Origin of the sequence: Reyranella soli (assembly GCF_007992495.1) — a bacterium.
GTDB classification, from domain to species: Bacteria; Pseudomonadota; Alphaproteobacteria; order Reyranellales; family Reyranellaceae; genus Reyranella; species Reyranella soli.
Map to the genome: position 1 here is coordinate 14,294 of NZ_BKAJ01000040.1, position 19,393 is coordinate 33,686.

Annotated in this window: 20 protein-coding genes and 1 pseudogene; 13 read left to right on the plus strand and 8 right to left on the minus strand. The window is 66.7% G+C overall.

The window, feature by feature from the left end:
• The first annotated feature begins 1 nt into the window (after nucleotide 1).
• From RSO01_RS13785 to RSO01_RS13795, 3 genes are all read left to right on the plus strand, one after another.
• Entirely contained in the window at nucleotides 2–664 is a 663-nt protein-coding gene (locus RSO01_RS13785) for a cysteine hydrolase family protein (RefSeq protein WP_147149678.1), read from the plus strand.
• Between the two features lie 72 nt (nucleotides 665–736).
• Nucleotides 737–1,906, plus strand: a complete 1,170-nt coding sequence (locus RSO01_RS13790) for an amidase (protein ID WP_218037334.1) — start codon at nucleotides 737–739, stop codon at nucleotides 1,904–1,906.
• Between the two features lie 83 nt (nucleotides 1,907–1,989).
• Nucleotides 1,990–2,469 (plus strand): Hsp20/alpha crystallin family protein, encoded by a 480-nt coding sequence (locus tag RSO01_RS13795; RefSeq protein ID WP_170303041.1) that lies wholly within the window; start codon nucleotides 1,990–1,992, stop codon nucleotides 2,467–2,469.
• Nucleotides 2,470–2,472: 3 nt separating this feature from the next.
• Here RSO01_RS13795 and RSO01_RS13800 read toward each other — a convergent pair whose 3' ends face one another.
• Nucleotides 2,473–3,714 carry an MgtC/SapB family protein gene (locus RSO01_RS13800; RefSeq protein ID WP_147149681.1) on the minus strand — a complete coding sequence of 414 codons (1,242 nt, stop codon included), beginning with the start codon at nucleotides 3,712–3,714 and terminating at the stop codon, nucleotides 2,473–2,475.
• Nucleotides 3,715–3,804: 90 nt separating this feature from the next.
• Here RSO01_RS13800 and RSO01_RS13805 point away from each other — a divergent pair, with 90 nt between their 5' ends.
• From RSO01_RS13805 to RSO01_RS13840, 8 genes are all read left to right on the plus strand, one after another.
• Complete coding sequence (locus RSO01_RS13805; RefSeq protein ID WP_147149682.1) at nucleotides 3,805–4,743, plus strand: carbohydrate ABC transporter permease; 939 nt, start codon at nucleotides 3,805–3,807, stop codon at nucleotides 4,741–4,743.
• 132 nt (nucleotides 4,744–4,875) lie between these two features.
• A complete protein-coding gene (locus RSO01_RS13810; protein WP_246158388.1) occupies nucleotides 4,876–5,712 on the plus strand; it encodes a carbohydrate ABC transporter permease in 837 nt (278 codons plus the stop codon).
• Nucleotides 5,713–5,723: 11 nt separating this feature from the next.
• Nucleotides 5,724–7,025, plus strand: a complete 1,302-nt coding sequence (locus RSO01_RS13815; RefSeq protein ID WP_147149683.1) for an ABC transporter substrate-binding protein — start codon at nucleotides 5,724–5,726, stop codon at nucleotides 7,023–7,025.
• A gap of 128 nt (nucleotides 7,026–7,153) precedes the next feature.
• Nucleotides 7,154–7,999 carry a phosphodiesterase gene (locus tag RSO01_RS13820; RefSeq protein ID WP_147149684.1) on the plus strand — a complete coding sequence of 282 codons (846 nt, stop codon included), beginning with the start codon at nucleotides 7,154–7,156 and terminating at the stop codon, nucleotides 7,997–7,999.
• Nucleotides 8,000–8,040: 41 nt separating this feature from the next.
• The gene (locus RSO01_RS13825) at nucleotides 8,041–8,553 is read left to right on the plus strand and encodes a hypothetical protein (protein WP_170303042.1); all 513 of its coding nucleotides are present in this window, start codon (nucleotides 8,041–8,043) and stop codon (nucleotides 8,551–8,553) included.
• Between the two features lie 18 nt (nucleotides 8,554–8,571).
• Nucleotides 8,572–8,934, plus strand: a complete 363-nt coding sequence (locus RSO01_RS13830) for a hypothetical protein (protein WP_147149686.1) — start codon at nucleotides 8,572–8,574, stop codon at nucleotides 8,932–8,934.
• Between the two features lie 18 nt (nucleotides 8,935–8,952).
• Nucleotides 8,953–9,345 carry a RidA family protein gene (locus tag RSO01_RS13835; RefSeq protein ID WP_174825931.1) on the plus strand — a complete coding sequence of 131 codons (393 nt, stop codon included), beginning with the start codon at nucleotides 8,953–8,955 and terminating at the stop codon, nucleotides 9,343–9,345.
• Between the two features lie 4 nt (nucleotides 9,346–9,349).
• Nucleotides 9,350–10,741 carry an acetamidase/formamidase family protein gene (locus tag RSO01_RS13840; protein WP_147149687.1) on the plus strand — a complete coding sequence of 464 codons (1,392 nt, stop codon included), beginning with the start codon at nucleotides 9,350–9,352 and terminating at the stop codon, nucleotides 10,739–10,741.
• 77 nt (nucleotides 10,742–10,818) lie between these two features.
• Here RSO01_RS13840 and RSO01_RS13845 read toward each other — a convergent pair whose 3' ends face one another.
• Nucleotides 10,819–11,802, minus strand: coding sequence for an MBL fold metallo-hydrolase (locus RSO01_RS13845; protein ID WP_147149688.1), 984 nt, complete (start codon nucleotides 11,800–11,802; stop codon nucleotides 10,819–10,821).
• A gap of 127 nt (nucleotides 11,803–11,929) precedes the next feature.
• On the opposite strand from RSO01_RS13845, the pseudogene RSO01_RS13850 reads away from it, so the two are divergent.
• Nucleotides 11,930–12,352: pseudogene (locus RSO01_RS13850) on the plus strand (transposase); the annotation flags it as partial.
• 19 nt (nucleotides 12,353–12,371) lie between these two features.
• Here RSO01_RS13850 and RSO01_RS13855 read toward each other — a convergent pair.
• Nucleotides 12,372–13,151, minus strand: coding sequence for an enoyl-CoA hydratase/isomerase family protein (locus RSO01_RS13855; RefSeq protein WP_170303043.1), 780 nt, complete (start codon nucleotides 13,149–13,151; stop codon nucleotides 12,372–12,374).
• An 85-nt stretch (nucleotides 13,152–13,236) separates the two neighbouring features.
• Here RSO01_RS13855 and RSO01_RS13860 point away from each other — a divergent pair, with 85 nt between their 5' ends.
• The gene (locus RSO01_RS13860; protein WP_147149691.1) at nucleotides 13,237–13,680 is read left to right on the plus strand and encodes a hypothetical protein; all 444 of its coding nucleotides are present in this window, start codon (nucleotides 13,237–13,239) and stop codon (nucleotides 13,678–13,680) included.
• A 12-nt stretch (nucleotides 13,681–13,692) separates the two neighbouring features.
• Here RSO01_RS13860 and RSO01_RS13865 read toward each other — a convergent pair whose 3' ends face one another.
• From RSO01_RS13865 to RSO01_RS13885, 5 genes are read right to left on the minus strand one after another with little or no spacing between them, the layout of a single operon-like run.
• Nucleotides 13,693–14,889, minus strand: coding sequence for an MFS transporter (locus tag RSO01_RS13865; RefSeq protein WP_147149692.1), 1,197 nt, complete (start codon nucleotides 14,887–14,889; stop codon nucleotides 13,693–13,695).
• Nucleotides 14,886–15,977, minus strand: coding sequence for an S-methyl-5-thioribose-1-phosphate isomerase (gene mtnA / locus RSO01_RS13870; protein WP_147149704.1), 1,092 nt, complete (start codon nucleotides 15,975–15,977; stop codon nucleotides 14,886–14,888). The genes RSO01_RS13865 and mtnA overlap by 4 nt, the downstream gene beginning before the upstream one ends.
• Nucleotides 15,978–16,023: 46 nt before the next feature.
• Entirely contained in the window at nucleotides 16,024–17,157 is a 1,134-nt protein-coding gene (locus RSO01_RS13875; protein WP_147149693.1) for a ComEC/Rec2 family competence protein, read from the minus strand.
• A 2-nt stretch (nucleotides 17,158–17,159) separates the two neighbouring features.
• Nucleotides 17,160–18,401 carry a hypothetical protein gene (locus tag RSO01_RS13880; RefSeq protein WP_147149694.1) on the minus strand — a complete coding sequence of 414 codons (1,242 nt, stop codon included), beginning with the start codon at nucleotides 18,399–18,401 and terminating at the stop codon, nucleotides 17,160–17,162.
• Between the two features lie 16 nt (nucleotides 18,402–18,417).
• Nucleotides 18,418–19,383: an AAA family ATPase gene (locus tag RSO01_RS13885; protein WP_147149695.1), complete on the minus strand. Its 966-nt coding sequence runs from the start codon at nucleotides 19,381–19,383 to the stop codon at nucleotides 18,418–18,420.
• Nucleotides 19,384–19,393 lie beyond the last annotated feature (10 nt).

Here is a 19,393-nt window from a genome sequence, read left to right on the forward strand (position 1 = left end):
TATGCCCACAATTGCCGCTCAGCCTTACGAGTACAGCTTCCCCGCCGGCCGGCTGGCGCTGATCGTCATCGACATGCAGCGCGACTTCGTCGAGGAGGGCGGCTTCGGCTCGGTGCTGGGCAACGACGTGCGGCCGCTGGCCAAGATCGTTCCCACCGTGCGCCGCCTGATCGACGGCTTCCGCGCAGCGCACCTGCCGATCATCCATACCCGCGAGGGCCACAAGCCCGATCTCTCGGATTGCCCACCGTCCAAGCGCGCCCGCGGCGGCGGCAAGCTCACCATCGGCGACGAGGGCCCGATGGGCCGCATCCTGGTCGATGGCGAGCCCGGCAACGATCTCGTGTCGGAGCTGGCGGCCCGGCCGGGCGAGGCGGTGATCGTGAAGCCGGGCAAGGGCGCATTCTATGCCACGCACCTCGACGATATCCTGAAGCGCGACGGTGTCGGCCATCTGGTGTTGGCCGGTGTCACCACCGAAGTCTGCGTGCAGACCACCATGCGCGAGGCCAACGACCGCGGCTACGAGTGCCTGTTGGCCGAGGACGCGACCGAGAGCTACTTCCCCGAGTTCAAGGCCGCGACCCTCGCCATGATCCGCGCCCAGGGCGGCATCGTCGGCTGGACCGCGCCGACCGACACCATCGTCAAAGCGCTGCGATGATGTTTTTGCTGGGGGCGTCGTGCTCCTCCGGACCGCCGGCTCCAGCCGACCTCATGAGCATGAGCCGGCAAGATGCCGGCGGTCCGGAAGAATATGAATGACTTCGGCGCCTTCGTTCCCGGTCCCCGGGCACGCTTGGCGCCGCTCGGATCGGGCCCGCTCGACGGCCTCACCTTCGTCGCCAAGGACCTTCTGGATGTCGCGGGATACGTGACCGGTGGCGGCAACCCTCATTGGGAGAGCCGACAGAAGCCGGCGATGAGATCGGCACAGGCCGTCGATTGCCTGCTGCGCGCTGGCGCCACCCTCGTCGGCAAGACCATCACCGACGAACTCGCCTTCAGCCTGGAAGGCGAGAACGAGCATTACGGCACGCCGACAAATCCGCGTGCCCCCGATCGCCTGCCGGGCGGCTCGTCGAGCGGATCGGCGGTCGCCGTCGCGGCCGGCCTCGCCGATCTCGGTTTGGGCACCGACACCGGCGGCTCGGTGCGTGTTCCCGCGAGCTTCTGCGGTGTGTTCGGCTGGCGCCCCAGCCACGGCCGCGTCTCGCTGGAGGGCGTGGTGCGTTTCGCGCCGAGCTACGACACGATGGGCTTGCTGGCTCGCGACGCATCACACCTGCGGCTTGGCGCGCAATGCCTGCTCGGAACGCCGGCCGTGTCGCTGGCGCAATGCCGCCTGCTGTTCGCCAGCGACGCCTTCGAGCTGGCTGAGCCGGAGGCGGCGTCTGTGCTCGCCGACGCCGCCAAAGCACTCGGCGCCGTCGAGGAGGTGCAGGTCTTTGCCGGCCGTCCGGGCGATTTCCGCGACGCCTACGTCACCTTGCAGGGGCTCGACATCGCGCGTGAGCACAGTGACTTCTTGAGCAGCGACCCGATCTTCGGTTCGACGATCCAGCCGCGCTTCGACAGTGTGCGCGCACTCGATCCATCGGCCGGCGCGCGTTGGAGCGCGTGGCGTGCCGAGACGACTGACCGCTTGCGGCAATTGTTGCCGCCCGGGACATTCCTCCTGTTGCCGACGGCGCCGTCGATCGCGCCATTGCGTTTCCTGCGCGACGAAGCCGCCGGCCGCTTCTACGACGCAGCGCTCACCCTGGGATCGGTGGCAGGCCACGCCGGCCTGCCGGCGGTGAGCCTGCCGATCGCGACGTTGCACGGCTGTCCGCTCGGCCTGTCGATCGTCGCCGGTCCCGGCGAAGACGAGGCGCTACTGGCGTTGGTCATGAAGATTGCATGAATGTCGCGGCATCCAATTCGGTTGTGATTGCATTGTCATCTGCGGGTCCTAAATCCGAATCGAGTTCACCCAGGAGGACTGCGATGGCAGAGAACGTGCCCAAGGCCCTGACGCCCAGCGCTTTCACGCCGTTCGGCGGCGAGTTCGACCAGCTCTTCAATCGCATGGTGCGTGCCTGGTCGTTCGGCTTCCTCGAACCGGCCAACGGCCACATGCGTACGCTCGGCACGCACGAGCATGCGCCCAAGGTCGAAGTGCAGGAGAACGGCAAGACCTACACCGTCACCGTCGAATTGCCGGGCGTCGACCAGAAGGTCGTGAAGGTCCTTGTCGAGGACGATGTGCTGACCATTTCCGGCGAGAAGCACGTCGAGCGCACCGATGAGAAGACCCACTACTCCGAGCGCAGCTACGGCAGCTTCACGCGCGCCTTCACCCTGCCGTCGGACGCCGATCGCAACGACATCTCGGCAAACTTCGCCAACGGCGTGCTGACGCTCAGGATCGGCAAGAGCGCGCACGGCGCCGAGCGGGCCCGCCAGATCGAGGTCAAGCCCTCCTGACGCTCAGGCGAGCAGGACGCCGGCCCAGGCCGCGGCCAGCATCAGCAGCAGGCCGGGGATGACATAAAAGGCGAAGGTCCGGCCGCCTGCGGTCACGGCAAAGGCCATCTTGGTGACGGTGTTGGTGGTGAAGGCCGCCAGCACGGGGATGATGGTCTGCGGCGGCTTGATGCGGCCGTCGCTGACCAGCGACGCCACCGAGACGGCGGCCGAGTGGGTGTCGGCGAAGCCTGCGGCCGCGGCCGCGACCACCACGCCCGCCTCGCCGAACCAATCCTGCGCCGCTGCCGCGACCAGCAGGACGACGGCGAGGATGGCGGCAAAGGTCAATGCCGTGGTGAGACTGAAGGCGTTGCCTTGCGCTTCGTGCTTCTGGTTCCTCTGCTTCAGCGCCCACAAGGTGAAGGCGCCGCCATAGAGAATCGCGGCGACGCCCGAGAGGCTCAACGGCAACCACAGGGCCTGCAGGGTCGGCATGTTGGTCGCGGCGATCAGGATGCCGAGCTGTGCGACGGTGGCCACGGACGACAGCACGGCGCCGGCGACAGCGGGCTTCATCAGCTCGGGCTCGTGCTTGGCGCGCGTGCCCATGGCGCCGATGGTGGCGCTGCTCGAGACGAAACCCGAAGCGAGGCCTGCCAGCGGCAGGCCATAACGCGGGCCGACCACGCGGACCGCGACGTAGCCCAGGGCGCTCACGGCCATTACCAGGACGACGATGGTCCACACCGTGCGCAGGTTGAGCGCGCCGTAGGGACCGATCGGCTTGTCGGGCAGCAGCGGCAGCACGACCAGCGTGGCGGCGGCGAAGATCAGGAGATCGCGCAGCTCGTCGTCGGTCAGGACCGAGCGTACGAAGCGGTGCAGCGGCGAGCGGGCGGCCAGCAGCACGGCGACCACGACGCCGAGGCCGGCGGCGAACTCAGGCTGTTTGATCGCCAGGCCGCCCAGCAGCGTGGTCAGCACCAGCGCCGTCTCGGTCGTGAGCCCGGGATCGACGTCGCGTGCCCGCCAGTAGGAGAGGCTGGCGAAGGCGACCATGCCCAGCGCCACGGCCGCCAGCAGGATCTCGTCTCCGGTTGCCATCGCCGTCGCCCCGGCCAGGGAGGCCAGGGTGAAGGTGCGCAGGCCCGCGGGATCGCGCGCCGCGCCGTCGCCTTTGTGGCGCTCGCGGTCGATGCCGATCAGCAGGCCGACGCCCAGCGCCACCAGGAAGCCGACGACCAGAGGGTGCACGAACGACATGAACCATTATCCCCATTGCCGTAGCGAGCGTCACGCAAGCGTAGCGATTCTGTAACCCGTCCTTGTTCCGCTCTGCCTATGCAGCGGCGTATGAGCTTAGCCGGCACGACTGGAGTCCTAGACGGCATCCAGGCTGCGGCGGTCCCCGTTCGGCGTCGCAGGCTGCGGCTGCTGCCCTATGCGTTGCTGGCGCCGTCGCTGCTGTTCCTCGTCCTGTTCACCTACCTGCCGGTCGCGCGGGTGCTGGTCGAATCGCTTTATGACAAGCCGCACGGCACCGGGGCGGCAACCACTTTCGTAGGACTCGGCAACTACGCCAAGGTGCTGGCCGATCCCGCTTTCCGCCAGGCCGCGCTCAACAACCTGATCTATGCCGTGGGCGTTCTGGTGCCGACTATTGTGCTGGCGCTGGCCTTTGCGCTCGCCGTGCAGCGCTCGACGCGCTTCTCGGCGGTGCTGCGCACGGTGTTCTTCTTCCCCTCGCTGGTGCCGCTGGTGGCGGCGGCGTCGCTGTTCTTCTTCATCTTCCTGCCGCGCGTCGGCCTGCTCGACTACTACCTCGCCAAGATCGGGCTGCATGGGCCGAACTGGCTGGGCGATTCCGACGTGGCGCTGTGGTCGGTGATCGGCCTCACCGTGTGGAAGAACGCGGGCTACTACATGCTGTTCTACATCGCGGGCCTGCAGAACGTGCCGCGCGACACGATCGAGGCGGCGATGATCGACGGCGCCAACGCCTGGCAGCGCCTGCGCTTCGTCATCCTGCCGGCCCTGGCGACGACCACCGCCTTCGTCGTGGTGATCGCCCTGATCCAGCTTTTGACCAACGTTGACCATGTGATCGTGCTGACGCGAGGCGGGCCGTCCAACGCCACCAATCTGCTGCTCTATTACATCTTCCAGTCGGCGCACGAGAACTTCGAGTACGGCAAGGCCGCGGCGGCGACCTTGATGAGCGTCGCCGTCCTGCTCGCGATCTCGCTCGGCTCGATGCGGGTCATGGAGAGGGGAGCGCGCGGCAATGGGTAAGGGGGCATCGCCGGGATCGCGCAGTGGCGCTCATGTTCTTGCCGGAGCGCGGACCTCCAGGTCCGCTCATAATCATGATGCGGACCTGGAGGTCCGCGCTCCGTATGAGCGGGCCTGGAGGCCCGCGGTCCAATGAGAATGCGCAAGCATCTCCCGGCCGCCTTGCTCGCCGCGCTGCTGTCGGCCGTCGCCTTTCTGTGGGCGAGCCCGTTCCTGTGGACCCTCATCGCGTCGTTCCGGCCCGAGAGCGCGGGCAGTGCCGGCATGGCCTCGCTGTGGCCCGACTTCAAGCCGACGCTGGAAAACTTCCGCAACGCCCTCGATAGCGGCTCGTTCGGCCTCTACTACCTCAACACGCTGATCGTCGTCGTGGGCGTGCTCGCCGTGCAGTGCGTCACGGTGAGCCTCGCCGGCTATGCCTTCGCCCGCCTGCGCTTCCCGGGCCGCGACGTGCTGTTCTACGCCTTTCTGCTGCAGCTCATGCTGGTGCCGCCGGCGCTGATCGTGCCCAACCTCTCGACAGTCGTGGATCTCCATCTCTACGACACGCTGCCCGGCGTGATGGCGCCGTACTTCGCCTCGGCCTTCGGCACCTTCCTGATGCGCCAGACCTTCCTTGCCCTGCCGCGTGACTTCGAGGAGGCCGCCGCCATCGACGGCGCGCCGTGGTGGGCGATCGTCTGGTACGTGCTGCTGCCGATGGCCAAGCCCGGCCTGATCGCTTTCGCCATCGTCTCGGTCACCGCCCACTGGAACGAGTTCCTGTGGCCCCTGATGGTGATCAGCTCGCCCGACAACCAGACGCTCACCATCGGCCTCGCTGCATTCACGCGCGGCGCCGAGGGCGGCAAGGAATGGGGCGTGCTGGCTGCCGGCACGCTTCTCGTCATGGCGCCGCTGGCGGTGGCTTTCATCGCCTTCCAGCGCCGCTTCGTCGACAGCTTCGTGTTCAGCGGTGTGAAAGGCTAGGAGGCACAACAATGAGAATTGGACGTTTGGGATTGGGCGCATTGGCGCTCTCGCTGGCCACGGCGGCATGGCCCGCGTGGTCGCAGACCAAGATCGATTTCTTCTTCCCCGTGCCCGTCGAGGGCAAGCTGGCGCGCGAGATGACGCGGCTGGTCAAGCTCTACAACGAGAGCCAGAAGGAAGTGGAGGTCGTGGCCTCCTACACCGGCAGCTACGACGACACCAAGCTCAAGGCCCAGGCGGCCGCCAAGGCCGGCAAGCCGCCGTCGGTCGTGCTGATGAGCGCCAATTTCAATGTCGACCTCAAGCTCTCGGGCGACATCATCTCGCTCGAACCCATGCTCAAGGCCGACGAGACGACGCGCGAGGATTTCCTCAAGGATTTCTGGCCGGCGCTGCATGCCAACGCCACGGTCGACGGCGAGCTCTACGGCGTGCCGTTCCACAATTCGACGCCGCTGCTCTACTACAACGTCGAGCATTTCAAGGAAGCGGGTCTCGATCCCGCCAAGCCGCCGCGCACCTGGGCGGAGATGGTCGATGCCGCCAAGAAGCTCACCAAGGGCGACCGCTCGGGCTTCATGATGCCGGCCGGCTACGACTATCTCGGCTGGCTGATGGAGGCGCTCTCCATGTCCAACGGCGGCCGCTACTTCAACGAGGATTACGGTGGCGAGGTCTATTACGACCAGCCCTCGATGCTGGGCGCGGCGCGCTTCGTCGAGGACCTGATCTTCAAGCACAAGGTCATGCCGCAGGGCGTCACCGAGGCCGGCGGCGTGTCGACCGCCTTCTTCGCCGGCAAGGCCTCGATGGTGCTCCTGTCGACCGGCTCGCTCTCGTTCATCCGCGAGAGCATGAAGACGCCCTATGACGTCGCCTTCGTGCCGAAGAACGTGCGCAACGCCGTGCCGATCGGCGGTGCCTCGCTGGTCATGTTCGCGGGCCAGAGCGAGGACAGCAAGAAGGCCGGCTGGAAGTTCATCAAGTGGCTGTCCTCGACCGATACGCTGGGCGGTTGGAGCCGCTTCACCGGCTACTTCGCGCCGCGCAAGTCGGCCTACGACAAGCCGGAGATGAAGGAGTTCATTGCCAAGAACCCCGACGCCAAGGTGGCGCTCGACCAGCTGCCCTACGCCAAGCCGTGGTTCGCGACCTACCAGACCGTGGCCGTGCGCAAGGCGCTGGAGGACGAGATCCAGGCGCTGATGAACGGCAAGAAGAAGGCTGACCAGGCGGTCAAGGATGCCCAGAAGAAGGCCGACGAGCTGATGCGGCCCTATGCCGAGACGACGTCGTTGAAGTTGCCGTAGACGCCCTCATGTCATCCTGAGCGAAGCGAAGGATCTCAGGCCGGTTGCAAGCGGCGATGAGGTCCTTCGCTGACGCTCAGGACGACAGAATCTGTATTTCGAAAGCTCGTTCAAGAGGAGCCAAACCCATGATGATCGCCCAGATCACCGACCTGCATGTCCGCCCGCGCGGCAAGGTTGCCTACGAGCGGGTCGACACCAACGCCATGCTCGAGGCGGCCGTCGCCGCCATCGAATCCCTTCCGCGCAAGCCCGACCTGGTGATCGCCACGGGCGATCTCACCGATTGCGGGCTGGCCGAAGAGTACGAGGTCCTGCGCGACATCCTCGACCCCTTGTCCATGCCGGTCTATCTCGTGCCGGGCAACCACGACCGCCGCGCCGAGCTCTTCGCCGAGTTCGCCCCGGACGGTTACCTGAGGAACGACGACGGCTTCCTGCACTACGTGATCGAGGGCCATGACGTGCGCCTGATCGGGCTCGACTCCGTCGTGCCCGGCCACGGCCATGGCGAGATGTGCGCGGCGCGGCTTGCCTGGCTGGAGGGCAAGCTCGGCCAGGAACGCAAGCGGCCGACGATGATCTTCATGCATCATCCGCCGTTCGGCACCGGCCTTGCCGACATGGACCGCATCAACTGCCGCAACGGCGCGTCGATGGGGGCCGTGCTGCGCCGCTTCGACAATATCGAGCGCGTGGTATGCGGCCATCATCATCGCCCTATCACCGTACGCTGGGGCGGCACCATCGGCTCGGTGGCGCCCAGCACGGCCCACCAAGTGACGCTCGACCTCGAGGTCGACGGCGGACCATCGAGCTTCACCTTGGAGCCGCCGGGCTTCCATCTGCACATCTGGTCGAAGGACACCGGCCTGGTGACACACGGGGTGAATATCGGCCGCTTCGAGGGGCCGTTTCCCTTCATCCTCGACGCCGACTATCCCGGGCATACGGCGAAGGCCGAAGCCGCCTAGCGATTTGATCCACTCGCGACCCGGTCATCGTCCGTATTAGCATGGCGGCGGAGGAAGCCGCCGCCATGACGCCGAGCAACGAGCCGGTCCGCTACATGGAGCGCACGCGCCTTTACTATCGTGCGCTGGGGTACGAGCAGGACTATGTCTGGGCGCACTACGCCGACGTCCCGTTCGTGCGCCCGGCCAAGCCGCTGGCCGAGTGCCGTATCGCCCTGGTGACGACGGCAAGCCCGCTCACGGCCGTGCGAGACGACGGCAGCGTTGCCAAGCAGGTGTGGTCCGGCAGCGTCTCGCCGCCGCCGGAAAGGTTGTTTACCGACAACGTCGCCTGGGACAAGGAATCCACGCACACGCGTGACCGCGAGAGCTTCCTGCCCATCGAGACGGCGAGCCTGCTCGCGCGCGAAGGCCGCTTCGCCAGCCTCGCGGTGCATTTCCATGGCGTGCCGACCGAGTACAGCCAGCGCAAGACCTTGACTGAGGATGCGCCGCAGGTGCTGTCCCGCTTGCGCGCCGACGGTGCCGACGCCGCCATCCTCTGTCCACTTTGACCCGTTTGTCACCAGACCGTGAGTCTGGTCGCCCGAACCCTCGAAGCCGCCGGCCTGCCCACCGTCATCATCGGCTCGGCACTCGATATCGTGGAACATTGCGGCGTGCCGCGCTTTGTCTTCACCGACTTCCCGCTCGGCAATCCCTGCGGCCCGCCGGACCGTCGCGACGTGCAGCGTGCCGTGGTCGAGCTGGCGCTCGGCCTGCTGTCCGGCGCCGAGAAGCCACGCACCATGGTCCGCGCTCCGTTCGACTGGCATGATCCCGAGTGGCGCGGCCGCTATGGCCGTCTCGATCCCGCCGAGCGCGAACGCCTGCGGCAGCTCGGCGATCAACGCCGCGCGCGGGTGGCGGACAGAAAATCACGCTATGGCATGTAAGTTGCTGCCGGCCGACACATGAGCGCACCGCTATTCTTCATGGCCCCCGGCGCACCGACGCCGGTCGCCCCCTTCAGCCACGCCGTCGAGGTCGACGGCTGGTGCTTCGTCACCGGCCAGATGCCGACGTGGCCCGACGACGACAGCAAGCCGTTGCCGCCCGACATCGAAGGCCAGACGGTGCGCGTCATGGAGAATCTCAAGATCGTGCTGGGCGGGTTGAAGCTCGGGCTGGAGCACGTGATCTGCGCGCGTGTCTACATCACCGACTTCGAGACCAACTACCCGCGCATGAATGAGGTCTATGCCAGCTACTTCCCGGCCGACCGGCGGCCGGCGCGCACCTGCATCGGCGTCACCGGCCTGGCGCGTGGCGCCATGGTCGAGATCGATCTCCTGGCGAAGCGTTGATCCCATGTGCAGAGGCGACGATCCCAGCTGCGCCGACTTCGAGATCCATCACCGGCAGTTCGTCGAGGACATGGCGCGCGAGCGGCGTGCCTTCCTGGCCAGCGCCTTCGCAGCCAAGGGCGGCATCGCCGCCATGGCCGCCGGTGGCGTGGCATTGCCGAAGAAGGTGTCGGCCGTGACGCGGCACCACCACCTGCCCGCCAACGCCGACACGGTCCATTGGGGCTATTTCAGTCGCAACCTCAAGCCGCAGCTCGAGATCGACTCGGGTGACTTCGCCACCATCGAAACGCTGACACACCAGGCGAGCGACGATCATGAACGCATGATCGAAGGCGATCCCGGTGCGGAAAGTGTCTATCTCTGGACCAAGGACAGGAAGGGCGTGATGCGCCGCGGCGCCGGAGAGGGCGACGGCAAGGGGCTGGGCGTTCATGTCTGCACCGGTCCGGTGCTGGTGCGCGGCGCTGAGCCTGGCGATGTCCTGGAAGTGCGTATCGTCGACGTGACGCTGCGGCCGAGTGCCAATCCGCAGTTCAGGGGCCTGGCCTTCGGCAGCAACGCCGCCGCCAACTGGGGCTTCCACTACAACGACTTTCTCACGGGCGACACGCGCGAGGTCGTGACGATCTACGAGCTCGACGCCACGGGCGAGCGCAACTGGGCGCGTGCGATCTACAATTTCCGCTGGCCCGAGGTCATGGACCCGTTCGGCGTCAAGCATCCGACCATCGACTATCCAGGGCTGCCGGTCGATCACGCGCTGACGACACGCAACTGGGATGTGCTGAAGGGCGTGCGTATCCCGGTGCGGCCGCATTTCGGCGTAATGGGGCTGGCGCCCAAGGAAGCCGACGACGTGAACTCGGTGCCGCCGAGCTATACCGGCGGCAACATCGACAACTGGCGCATCGGCAAGGGCGCCTCGGTCTACTATCCGGTTGCGGTGTCGGGCGCGCTCCTGTCGGTCGGCGATCCGCACGCCTCGCAGGGCGATTCGGAGCTCTGCGGCACGGCAATCGAATGCTCCCTGACCGGCACCTTCCAGGTCATCCTGCACAAGGCGGGTGAGCTTGCCGGCACGCCGATCGAGGGACTCGACTTCCCGATGATCGAGACGCGCGACGAGTGGGTGCTGCAGGGCTTCAGCTATCCCAACTACCTTGCCGATCTCGGTGCTGCGGCCCAGTCCGCCATCTTCCAGAAATCCTCGGTCGATCTCGCCATGCGCGACGCCTTCCGCAAGATGCGCCGCTTCCTGATGACGGCCAAGAACCTCACCGAGGACGAGGCGATCAGCCTGATGTCGATCGCCGTCGATTTCGGCATCACCCAGGTGGTCGACGGCAACTGGGGCGTCCACGCCATCGTCCGCAAGGACATCTTCCCGACTTGAGTCTTCCGGACCGCGCGCATCCTGCGCGCTCATGATCATGACCGCGCAGGATGCGCGCAGTCCAGAAGAGCATGAATCTAGAAGCTGAGGCGTTTACCCACCGCCAGCGGCGTCAGTTTCTTGTCGCCGAAGGCGTTGGTGAGGGCGGCCATGGCGCGCCAGCCGGTGCAGTGGCCGGCAGCGACGACGTCGAGGTCGAAACCCTTGAGGGCTTCGACCGTCTGCGGGATGACGCGCTCATTGATCCCCGATAGATGCAGGCCACCCAGCACGCAATGCAGCTTTACGTCCGGAAAACACTCACGCGCGTGATGCAGCACGTTGACGACGCCGGCGTGGCTGCAGGCCGTCAGCACGACCAGCCCCTTGCCGCGCACATTCACCGCCACGAAACGTTCGTCGATCAGAAGTTCGTCCGGCTCCCAGCCGTTGCCGTCCTCGGTGCGGCGGTGCTGGCCGGGCAGGCCGGTCTCGAACGGCGTGCGGCGCGGGATCTCGCCGCTCACGAACACGCGGTCGGCGATGAGCTGCGACTCGCGCGTGCAGACGACGTCGCCGCCCTGCGCCTCGAGATCGGCCAGCGAGGGCACGTCCTCCATCGGCCGGAAGGAGCCGTCCGGCAACTTGGCGGCGCGGCTGCGGAACATGTCGGGATGGACGTAGCAGCCGATGCGCTTGCCGCCGTTGCGATCGAGCACGAGCTGAAGCGCCCGCAACATGGCGCCGGCATGGTCCCAGTGTCCGTGGCTCAGCACCATGGCCTCGACCGGGCCGAGATCGAGGCCGAGCCGCGAGACATTCTGCTCGAACACGCGATCCTCGGGTCCGGTGTCGAACAGCACGGAATGGCTGCGACCGCCACTCTTCACGGTGAGCAGGCAGGAAAGACCGTGCGCAGCGCAACATAGACAGCCGCCGCCCAGCACCCAGGCGCCGCCACGCCGTCGGCCGAGGCCTCCCAGCTCCGTCTCGATGAAGGAGGGCACCGATGACAGCGAATCGGTGACGTTGTCTACGATGATCTGAATGTCGAGGGAGTCGACCGGGGCAAGCGTCGTCATGGAGAATCCTCCCGAGAAAAATGCGCCCAATAAAGGTCAGCTTTGGGTGCGCCATGCAAATTGATTGCGTCCCTGGCGACGGTGAAGGTGGCGTTCGCCAATTCCACCTCGGGGGAGCGACGGGACCATGGCGATCTGGGAGGACCATCCGCTAGGGATGATCCGGGAAACCGCCAACGCGGCTCTCGGCGACCTGACGGGAGAATTTGCCAAGCTCGAAGGGCCGAGACGGCTGTCGATCCCGCCGGAACGACTGCTGCGTGCGATGCTGTTGCAAAGCTTCTACGGCATACGCTCCGAGCGCCAGCTGATGGATCGGATGGAGATCGACCTCCTGTTCCGATGGTTCGTCGGGTTGGGAACCGGTGATGCCACGTGGGACCATTCAACCTTCGCGACCAACCGCAACCGGCTGCTGACGGAAGCGATTGTGCGGAAGTTCCTGGTGGCGGTGATCGCCGATCCGCACGTGAAGCGTCTTCTGGCGACCGACCACTTCGCCGTTGATGGCACGCTGCTGATGGCTTGGGTATCGGGCAAGAACGTTCGGCACGCGTGAGCGTCGTGCTTCAGTATCGCCAGGTCGGTGGCCGCTTGGCGAGAAAGGCGTCGACGCCCTCGGCGAAGTCGGGCGTGACGGCGAGCTGCACGACGGTGTCGAGCTCCAGCGCCATGCCGTCCTCGAAGGTCATGCCGCCGCCCAGGGTCACGGTGCGGCGGATGGCGGCCAGCGCCGCCGGCGACTTCGCGGCAAGCGTCTCGGCATAGGCCTGCACATGCGCCTGCAGCCCGGCAGGCTCGACCAGCTCGTCCAAAAGGCCCCAATCCAGCGCCTCGGCCGCCGGCACGAGCCTGCCCTCATAGAGATAGCGGATGGCGCGCGGCCGGCCGATCAGGCGGGCGAGCGCCTGCGTCGTGGCGATCGGCGGGATGAAGCCGATGTTGATCTCGGGCTGCCCCAGCCTTGCGTCGGTCGCGGCGAAGCGCAGGTCGCAATGCAGCGTCATCTCCAGCCCGCCGCCCACCGCGGTGCCGTTGATGGCGGCGAGCAGCGGCTTGGGTGAGTTGCGTAGCAGGCGCACGATGTCGTGGCAGCGTTCGGCCCAGCGCCGCATGCCGTCCTGGCCGATGCCCTTGAAGACGTGCAGGTCGGCGCCGGCGCTGAAATAGCGCGGGAGCGCGCTCGCCAGCACCAGCACGCGCACTTCGGGATCGCCGAGCGCGGCGACGATGGCATCATGCGTCTCGTCGACCATCTCGCGCGTGAAGGCGTTGACGGGCGGCCGGTTGAATTCCAGCCAGCCGACGTGGCGGTCGACGCTGGAGCGAATGAGGATGGGCTGGCTCATGACCCCAGCGTATCGTGCACTGTGCGAATTGCCACCGACCCTGGCAATGGATTGTGAGACCGTGGTCCGGCTCGGAGAAGGTCTCATGAAGGCGATCCTCGCGTTTCTGGCGGCGGTCTTGCTGCTGCCTGCTCCGCTGGCCGCTCAGCCCGTGTCGGAATGGACCGTGGTGACGCTGGCGCTGGACGGCTCGTGGGGCGTCGGAACGTCCGAGTACTACGGCCCAGCCCTGGCCTCGGCCCTGCGCAAATGCGAGGCCATGTCGGGTGGCCAAAGCGACTGCGGCGCCGAGGTCACGGCCGTCAGGCAGGGCTGGACGCTCGCCAGCCTGTGCGGCGACCATCGCGTGCTCGTCGCTGCGGCAAACTTGACGACGGCCATCATGGAGGCCCAGGCGCGGCAGATGTACCTAAGAGACCTCTACGGCGACGGATTGCCGAGCTGCTCGTGCGTCATGTGGGTCGATCCGCAGGGCTTTGCCACGGCCTCCAGGAAACCCTCGGGCACCCGGACCAGCCTCGACAAGTGAGCGTCGCTGCGCTCAACGAACGTTTTTCGCCAACCGGGCCAGCATGATCATGGTGACCAGCGACAGCATGGCGGCTGCGAAGATCAGCCATAGGGCGGCAGCTGTGCCGCCGTTGCTGAGGACGGCGGCGATGACCGGCGGCGCCGACGCCGAGACGATGCCCTGCGGCAGGGCAAGCCTTCCCATGTAGGCGCCGAACTGGCCGCGGCCGAACAGGGCGAGCGGCAGGGTGGCACGCTGCACGGCCTTGAGTCCGTTGGCGATGCCGTAGGAGACGATGCAGACCAGTGCCAAGACGAAGTTGCCGCCGTCGATCATCGCCACGGCCAGTCCCAGCACCAGGGCCGCCGAGCCGAATACGGCGGAGTTCATGATCGAGTAGCGATGGCCGAACAGCAGCTCGAAGATGCGCACCGTGACCTGCGACGGCCCGATCAGCGAGGCCAGGAACACCGCGACGGCGGCAGGATGGCCGAGCCCGCGCATCAGCTCGATCATGTGCACCATGGCGCCGGTGAATACGAAGGCGCCGCTGGAGAGCGTTATGGACAACAGCAGGAACGCACGAGACCGGACCTCCGACGGCACGCCGCTCGCCGCCGCACTGCCTGCTGCGGCGAGATGATGCGCCGGCGGCCGCCGAGGCAGCACCAGCAGATGGACCGGCAGGCAGGCGAAGAGATGGATCGCGGCATAGACCAGGAGCGTGCCGCGCCAGCCCAGCGCTACGTCGAGTGCGCCCGAGAGCGGCCAGAACACCGTCGAGGCGAAGCCGCCGATGATGGCCAGCATGCCGATGGCGCGCCGCGCGCCCGGACCCGCGACCTGGGCCAATGCGATGCTGGACGGCGTGCTGAGCGCCAAGGTCGACGCGATGCCCATCGCCGCCCAGCACAGCAGGTAGCTCACCATGCCCTGGCTGAAGGCCAGCGCCGCGATGGAGACGGCGTAGAGCGCCGAACCGGAGGCCATGATGGTGCGGGCACCGATGCGGTCGACCAGCCGGCCGACCTGCGGTGCGAGCAGCGAGCCCACGCCGAACATCACGGTGATGCCGGCGAACACGACCTCGCTCGCCAGGCCGAGCGAATCGCCGATGTGGCGGCCCAGCACCGCGGGCATCAGGAAGGTCGTGCCCCAGCCCACGATCTGCGTGAAGCCGAGGCCGATGGTCGCGAGATGGGCGGATCGCTGGGCGGGCGTGATCACGCCGCCTGGGACTGTTCGGGATAGAGCGACAGGAGGCCCGCTTCGCTCGCGGGGCAGACGCCGCGTTCGGTGATCAGCGCGGTCACCAGCCGCGCCGGCGTGACATCGAAGGCGGGATTGGCGGCGGGGCTGCCCTCGGGCAGCACGTCGACCGTGACGACCTCGCCCGAGGCCGTGCGGCCGGCGATGCGCGAGACCTCGCTGGCGTGACGCTCCTCGATCGGGATGGCGGCGCCGTCCTCGATCGTCCAGTCGATGCTTGGATAGGGCAGGCCGACATAGAACGGGATGCCGTTGTCGTGCGCGGCCAACGCCTTCAGGTAGGTGCCGATCTTGTTGCAGACGTCGCCGCGCCGCGTCGTGCGGTCGGTGCCGGTGATGCAGAAATCGACCTGGCCGCGCTGCATGAGATGGCCGCCGGCATTGTCGGCGATCACGGTGTGCGGCACGCCGTGCTTGGCGAGCTCCCACGCCGTCAGGCTGGCACCTTGATTACGGGGCCGGGTTTCGTCGACCCAGACATGGATCGGGATGCCGGCATTGTGCGCCTGGTAGATCGGCGCCAGCGCCGTGCCCCAGTCGACCGTGGCGAGCCAGCCGGCGTTGCAGTGGGTCAGCGCATTGATGCGATCGCCCTTGGGCTTGAGCTTGCGGATGAGACCGAGACCGTTCTCGCCGATGCGCCGGCAGATCTCGGCGTCCTCGTCGCAGATCTCGGCCGCACGGCGATAGGCGGCATCGGCGCGCTTGGCGTGCGGCAGGGGTGCCAGAAGATTACGCAGATCGTCGAGCGCCCAGCGCAGGTTCACTGCGGTCGGGCGCGACGCCATCAGGGTGGTGTAGGCCTGGGTCAGCATGGCATCGGAGTCATCCCTGGCCATCGCAAGGGCCATGCCATAAGCAGCCGCCGCGCCGATCAGCGGCGCCCCGCGCACGATCATGGTGCGGATGCCGCGTTCGGCATCCTCCATGGTCCGCCAGTCGCGCACGACGAACTGATGCGGCAGCAGGGTCTGGTCGATCACCTGAACGGTCGTGCCGTCGGCGCCGAGCCAGATGGTGCGGTAGGGGGTGCCGTCGACCTTCATGCGCCGGAGATAGAGGCCCCGGCCGGCGGAGGTCAAGCGATCCGCGTCATTTCAGGCGCTGCAGGCCGTCCTTGGTGAATTCGGCGCTGAAATAGCCGTTGGCGGCCATGGGATAGGTCGCGAGATAGCCATACTTCTTCATCAGGGGATCGTTGTCCCACGAGCCCGTGATGTCGTTGCGATAGTTGAAATGCACGTTCTTGGCATCGCCAGCCAGGATGACTCGGGCCAATGCTTCCTGGTCGGGATGACTGAACTGGGAGCCGCTGGTCGAGACCAGCGCATGCTCGAAGGCGACGGCCGCGCCGAGGTCGCGGGTCATGTTCGATTTGCTGCCGTGATGCGAGAGCTTGAACAGGGCGACGCTCACCGCCTTGCCGCCATCATAGGCGCGCAGCCCGTCGAGCAGTAGCCCCGGATGGGCATCGGCCGCCAGCAGCAGGCGCCAGCCGCCATATTCAAACAGGAAGGCAATGCTCGAGCCGTTGGCGGGCGCGGTGTCATCGGGCGTCTTGCGATTGGCGAGGGCTTCCAGGTCGGCCGAGTCCCGCGCCGCCAGCACGGCAACCTGGCCAGCCGCACCGGCGCCGGCCACGGCCAGCAGACCCGGGACGATTTCCGCGCGCGCGCACTCCTTCCGCCAAGGCTTTATCAGGGCTGTGAGTTTCTCACGACTGGGTGACAGCAGGTGGATGACCGCGCCGCCCGCGAGTTTGCGGCGCACCGGCTTGCCGTCGTCGCCCAGGGCGACGGCCGCACCGTCGAACGCCTTGTTCCAGGGCCACTTGCGCTGGCGGATTGCTGCCGTGAGCAGTTCGCCGTGCTTGGCGCTCAGGACGGGGATCTGGTTGTCCGGGAGGACAACGGGGACCGATTTGCCCTCCAGATGAGGAAAGGCATTGAACCAGATGTCGTCGGCGGCGAGGGTGAGTTCGGCGTCCTGCAGCAGGGCCAGCGCGCCTTCGATGTGGTCGCGGTCGATATGGCTCACGACCATGAGCTCGAGCTTGCGCTCGCCGTCCTTGAGGTCGGCGAGGAATGGGCCGAGATGGTCGTGGTAAGTGGCGAGGCGTCCGCCATCGATCAGCACGCGATGCGGCTTGTCGCTGTCGCCGTACTCGATCAGCAGGCAGTCGCCCTCGTTGGCGGGAAAGGCGTGGAGCCGCAGGCAGTCGCTCATGGTCACCCTTTCTTCGCCGGCGGAGCGATTGGAGGCTGTTGCTGTTGTTGTTGCTGCTGCTGTTGTTGTTGCTGTTGCCGCTGATCCTGCTGCTGTTGCTTGGGCTCCCCTCCCGGGGACGGCGTGCCAACGGGAAGCACGAGAAAGATGAGGAAGAACGCGATGTTGATGGCGAGCAGCGCGCCCAGCACGGTCGTCCGCATCAGAGGCTTGCGGAACACCCGCTTGTCGAGCGTGTCGACGAAGCGGCTGAGGTCGTCGCGATGACGCTGCAGGCGCTCACGATCGGCCGGGGCCGCGCCTGCCAGTTGCTTGTCGAGCGTGGCGAGGTCGATGCGCGCGGTGGCGAGCTGGCTGCGCACCAGCTCGTGCGCCTCGGCGCCGCCATAGACCTCGTCGAGGCGGCTTTGGAAGGCGCGCACGGGCACCAGCACGGCCATCACGAAGCTCACCAGGGCGATGAACCACAGGCCGAGGAACGGCACCTCCCACTGGGCGTATTCCTGGGCAAACGGCAGCTGCAGCCGGAAGACCACCCACCAGGCCGCCAGCACGGCGCACAACGACAGGGTGACGCGCGCGGCGAAGGCGTAAATCGACTCGATCAGCTGCAGTGTCCTGACGCCGCTGTCGCTGTTGAAGCCCGACAGCTCGTAGTCGAAGCCGCGCAGCACATCGAGCAGGCGGCCATTGGCGATCATGGCGCCGAGGAAGTATCCGGCCAGCAGGGCGGCGATGCCGGCCACCAGCAGGAGCGCGATCGGCTCGAACAGCGAGCGCACACGCTTGCCGCCCGGATCGACGATCTGGAAATTGGCGAAGTCGGGCCGAGCACCGGAGAAGAAGTCGAAATAGTAGAGGATGCTGACGACCATGGTGATCAGCACGACCGCGGCCATGGCCGCGCCGTATTGGCGGTCGAGCCGGTAGATTGCATCCAGCACGTCCTGGCGCGCCTGCGGCGATTTGAAGGTGATGGAGCCGCTCTGGTCGAGGGCATCGAAGATGCCCTTCATGCGCCGGTTCAGCCGCACGCAGTCCCAGGCGACGAAGATGAACAGCGCGCCGTTGACGATCGGCATGAAGTCGAACGAGTAGGCGGTGCCGAAGAACTGAAGGATGATCTGCAGCACGAGATAGACCAGCGCGACGTACAGCAGGACGACGAACAGCCAATCGGCCGCGCTGAAGCCGGTGAACATGTCGCGGTACACCGGCTTGGCAGGCTGGGAGACGTCGGACATGGCGCGATCCTCGCCGTCAGGGCAGCTGGGCACGGTCCTCGGACAGCTTCACGAGCGCCGACAGCGAGGGCAGCTCGGAGAAGCGTCCGCCGCCCGCGATCTCGATGACCTTGGCGCGCGCGGCGGCGTTCGACGATCCGACGAATGCCAGCCACTGCCAGAATTCGTCGACCGACGGCTTCTTCTGGAGGTTGTCGTTGTCGCGCAGGGCAAAGAAGCACTTGGTGGCGGCCGTGCGGAACGTCGCCTCGGCCTCGAAGTAGGCCTTGGTCTGCTTCAGACGACCATCGACGATGCGCTCCAGCATCTTCTGGTCGAGGACGATGTTGTGATAGATGCAGCGGCGCAGGAAGGGCTCGGGCAGGCGGCGCTCGGAGTTGGACGTGATGACGATGACCGGCCGGAGCGCCCTGTCCTTCAGCGTCACCGTCTTGCCTTGTTCGGCGCAGAAGATCTCCATGCGGTCGAGTTCGTGCAGAAGATCATTGGGGAAGTCGCGCGGCGCCTTGTCGATCTCGTCGATCAGCAGCAGCTGCGGCTTGTCGGCGGCGTCTTCGATCGCCTGCCACAGCGGTCCTTTCTGGACGAACTCGCCCTTGGACGGCGCGGGCGTGCGGTTGGCGGCGGCCATCTGCGATTCGCGGAAATAGGCGACGGCATCGAAGGTGTAGAGCAGATCCTGCGCCCGGCTGTTGGATTTGACCTGGAAGCGGGCGGCGTTGAGGCCGAAGATGCCGGACATCCAGGTCGCCGCGGTCGTCTTGCCGGTGCCCGGCTCGCCGGTGAGCAGCAGCGGGCGTCCCGTCGCCATGCTGACGTTGACGGCGTCGCGCAGCCCTTCGCTGGCAATATAGTTGGCGACCTCTTCCTTGACGTCGGCGTAGAAGAGCTGGAAGGGCCGCGCCTTCAGGATGCCGCCGAGATCGTTGTTGCCGCCGTTCTGCTCGGCGTGCTGCACCAGATCGAACACGTAGTTCACCATGACACCCTCC

Bases quoted from the DNA above. Each gene is read 5' to 3' on its own strand.
- mtnA (WP_147149704.1), bottom strand. From the start codon at position 15,977: ATGAAGGTCGACGGCACCCCCTACCGCACCATCTGGCTCGGCGCCGAC.
- RSO01_RS13825 (WP_170303042.1), top strand. From the start codon at position 8,041: ATGGCGGCGGAGGAAGCCGCCGCCATGACGCCGAGCAACGAGCCGGTC.
- RSO01_RS13880 (WP_147149694.1), bottom strand. From the start codon at position 18,401: ATGTCCGACGTCTCCCAGCCTGCCAAGCCGGTGTACCGCGACATGTTC.
- RSO01_RS13805 (WP_147149682.1), top strand. From the start codon at position 3,805: ATGAGCTTAGCCGGCACGACTGGAGTCCTAGACGGCATCCAGGCTGCG.
- RSO01_RS13840 (WP_147149687.1), top strand. From the start codon at position 9,350: ATGTGCAGAGGCGACGATCCCAGCTGCGCCGACTTCGAGATCCATCAC.
- RSO01_RS13845 (WP_147149688.1), bottom strand. From the start codon at position 11,802: ATGACGACGCTTGCCCCGGTCGACTCCCTCGACATTCAGATCATCGTA.
- RSO01_RS13790 (WP_218037334.1), top strand. From the start codon at position 737: ATGCCGGCGGTCCGGAAGAATATGAATGACTTCGGCGCCTTCGTTCCC.
- RSO01_RS13800 (WP_147149681.1), bottom strand. From the start codon at position 3,714: ATGTCGTTCGTGCACCCTCTGGTCGTCGGCTTCCTGGTGGCGCTGGGC.
- RSO01_RS13855 (WP_170303043.1), bottom strand. From the start codon at position 13,151: ATGAGCCAGCCCATCCTCATTCGCTCCAGCGTCGACCGCCACGTCGGC.
- RSO01_RS13885 (WP_147149695.1), bottom strand. From the start codon at position 19,383: ATGGTGAACTACGTGTTCGATCTGGTGCAGCACGCCGAGCAGAACGGC.
- RSO01_RS13795 (WP_170303041.1), top strand. From the start codon at position 1,990: ATGGCAGAGAACGTGCCCAAGGCCCTGACGCCCAGCGCTTTCACGCCG.
- RSO01_RS13835 (WP_174825931.1), top strand. From the start codon at position 8,953: ATGAGCGCACCGCTATTCTTCATGGCCCCCGGCGCACCGACGCCGGTC.
- RSO01_RS13785 (WP_147149678.1), top strand. From the start codon at position 2: ATGCCCACAATTGCCGCTCAGCCTTACGAGTACAGCTTCCCCGCCGGC.
- RSO01_RS13860 (WP_147149691.1), top strand. From the start codon at position 13,237: ATGAAGGCGATCCTCGCGTTTCTGGCGGCGGTCTTGCTGCTGCCTGCT.
- RSO01_RS13820 (WP_147149684.1), top strand. From the start codon at position 7,154: ATGATGATCGCCCAGATCACCGACCTGCATGTCCGCCCGCGCGGCAAG.
- RSO01_RS13815 (WP_147149683.1), top strand. From the start codon at position 5,724: ATGAGAATTGGACGTTTGGGATTGGGCGCATTGGCGCTCTCGCTGGCC.
- RSO01_RS13810 (WP_246158388.1), top strand. From the start codon at position 4,876: ATGAGAATGCGCAAGCATCTCCCGGCCGCCTTGCTCGCCGCGCTGCTG.
- RSO01_RS13875 (WP_147149693.1), bottom strand. From the start codon at position 17,157: ATGAGCGACTGCCTGCGGCTCCACGCCTTTCCCGCCAACGAGGGCGAC.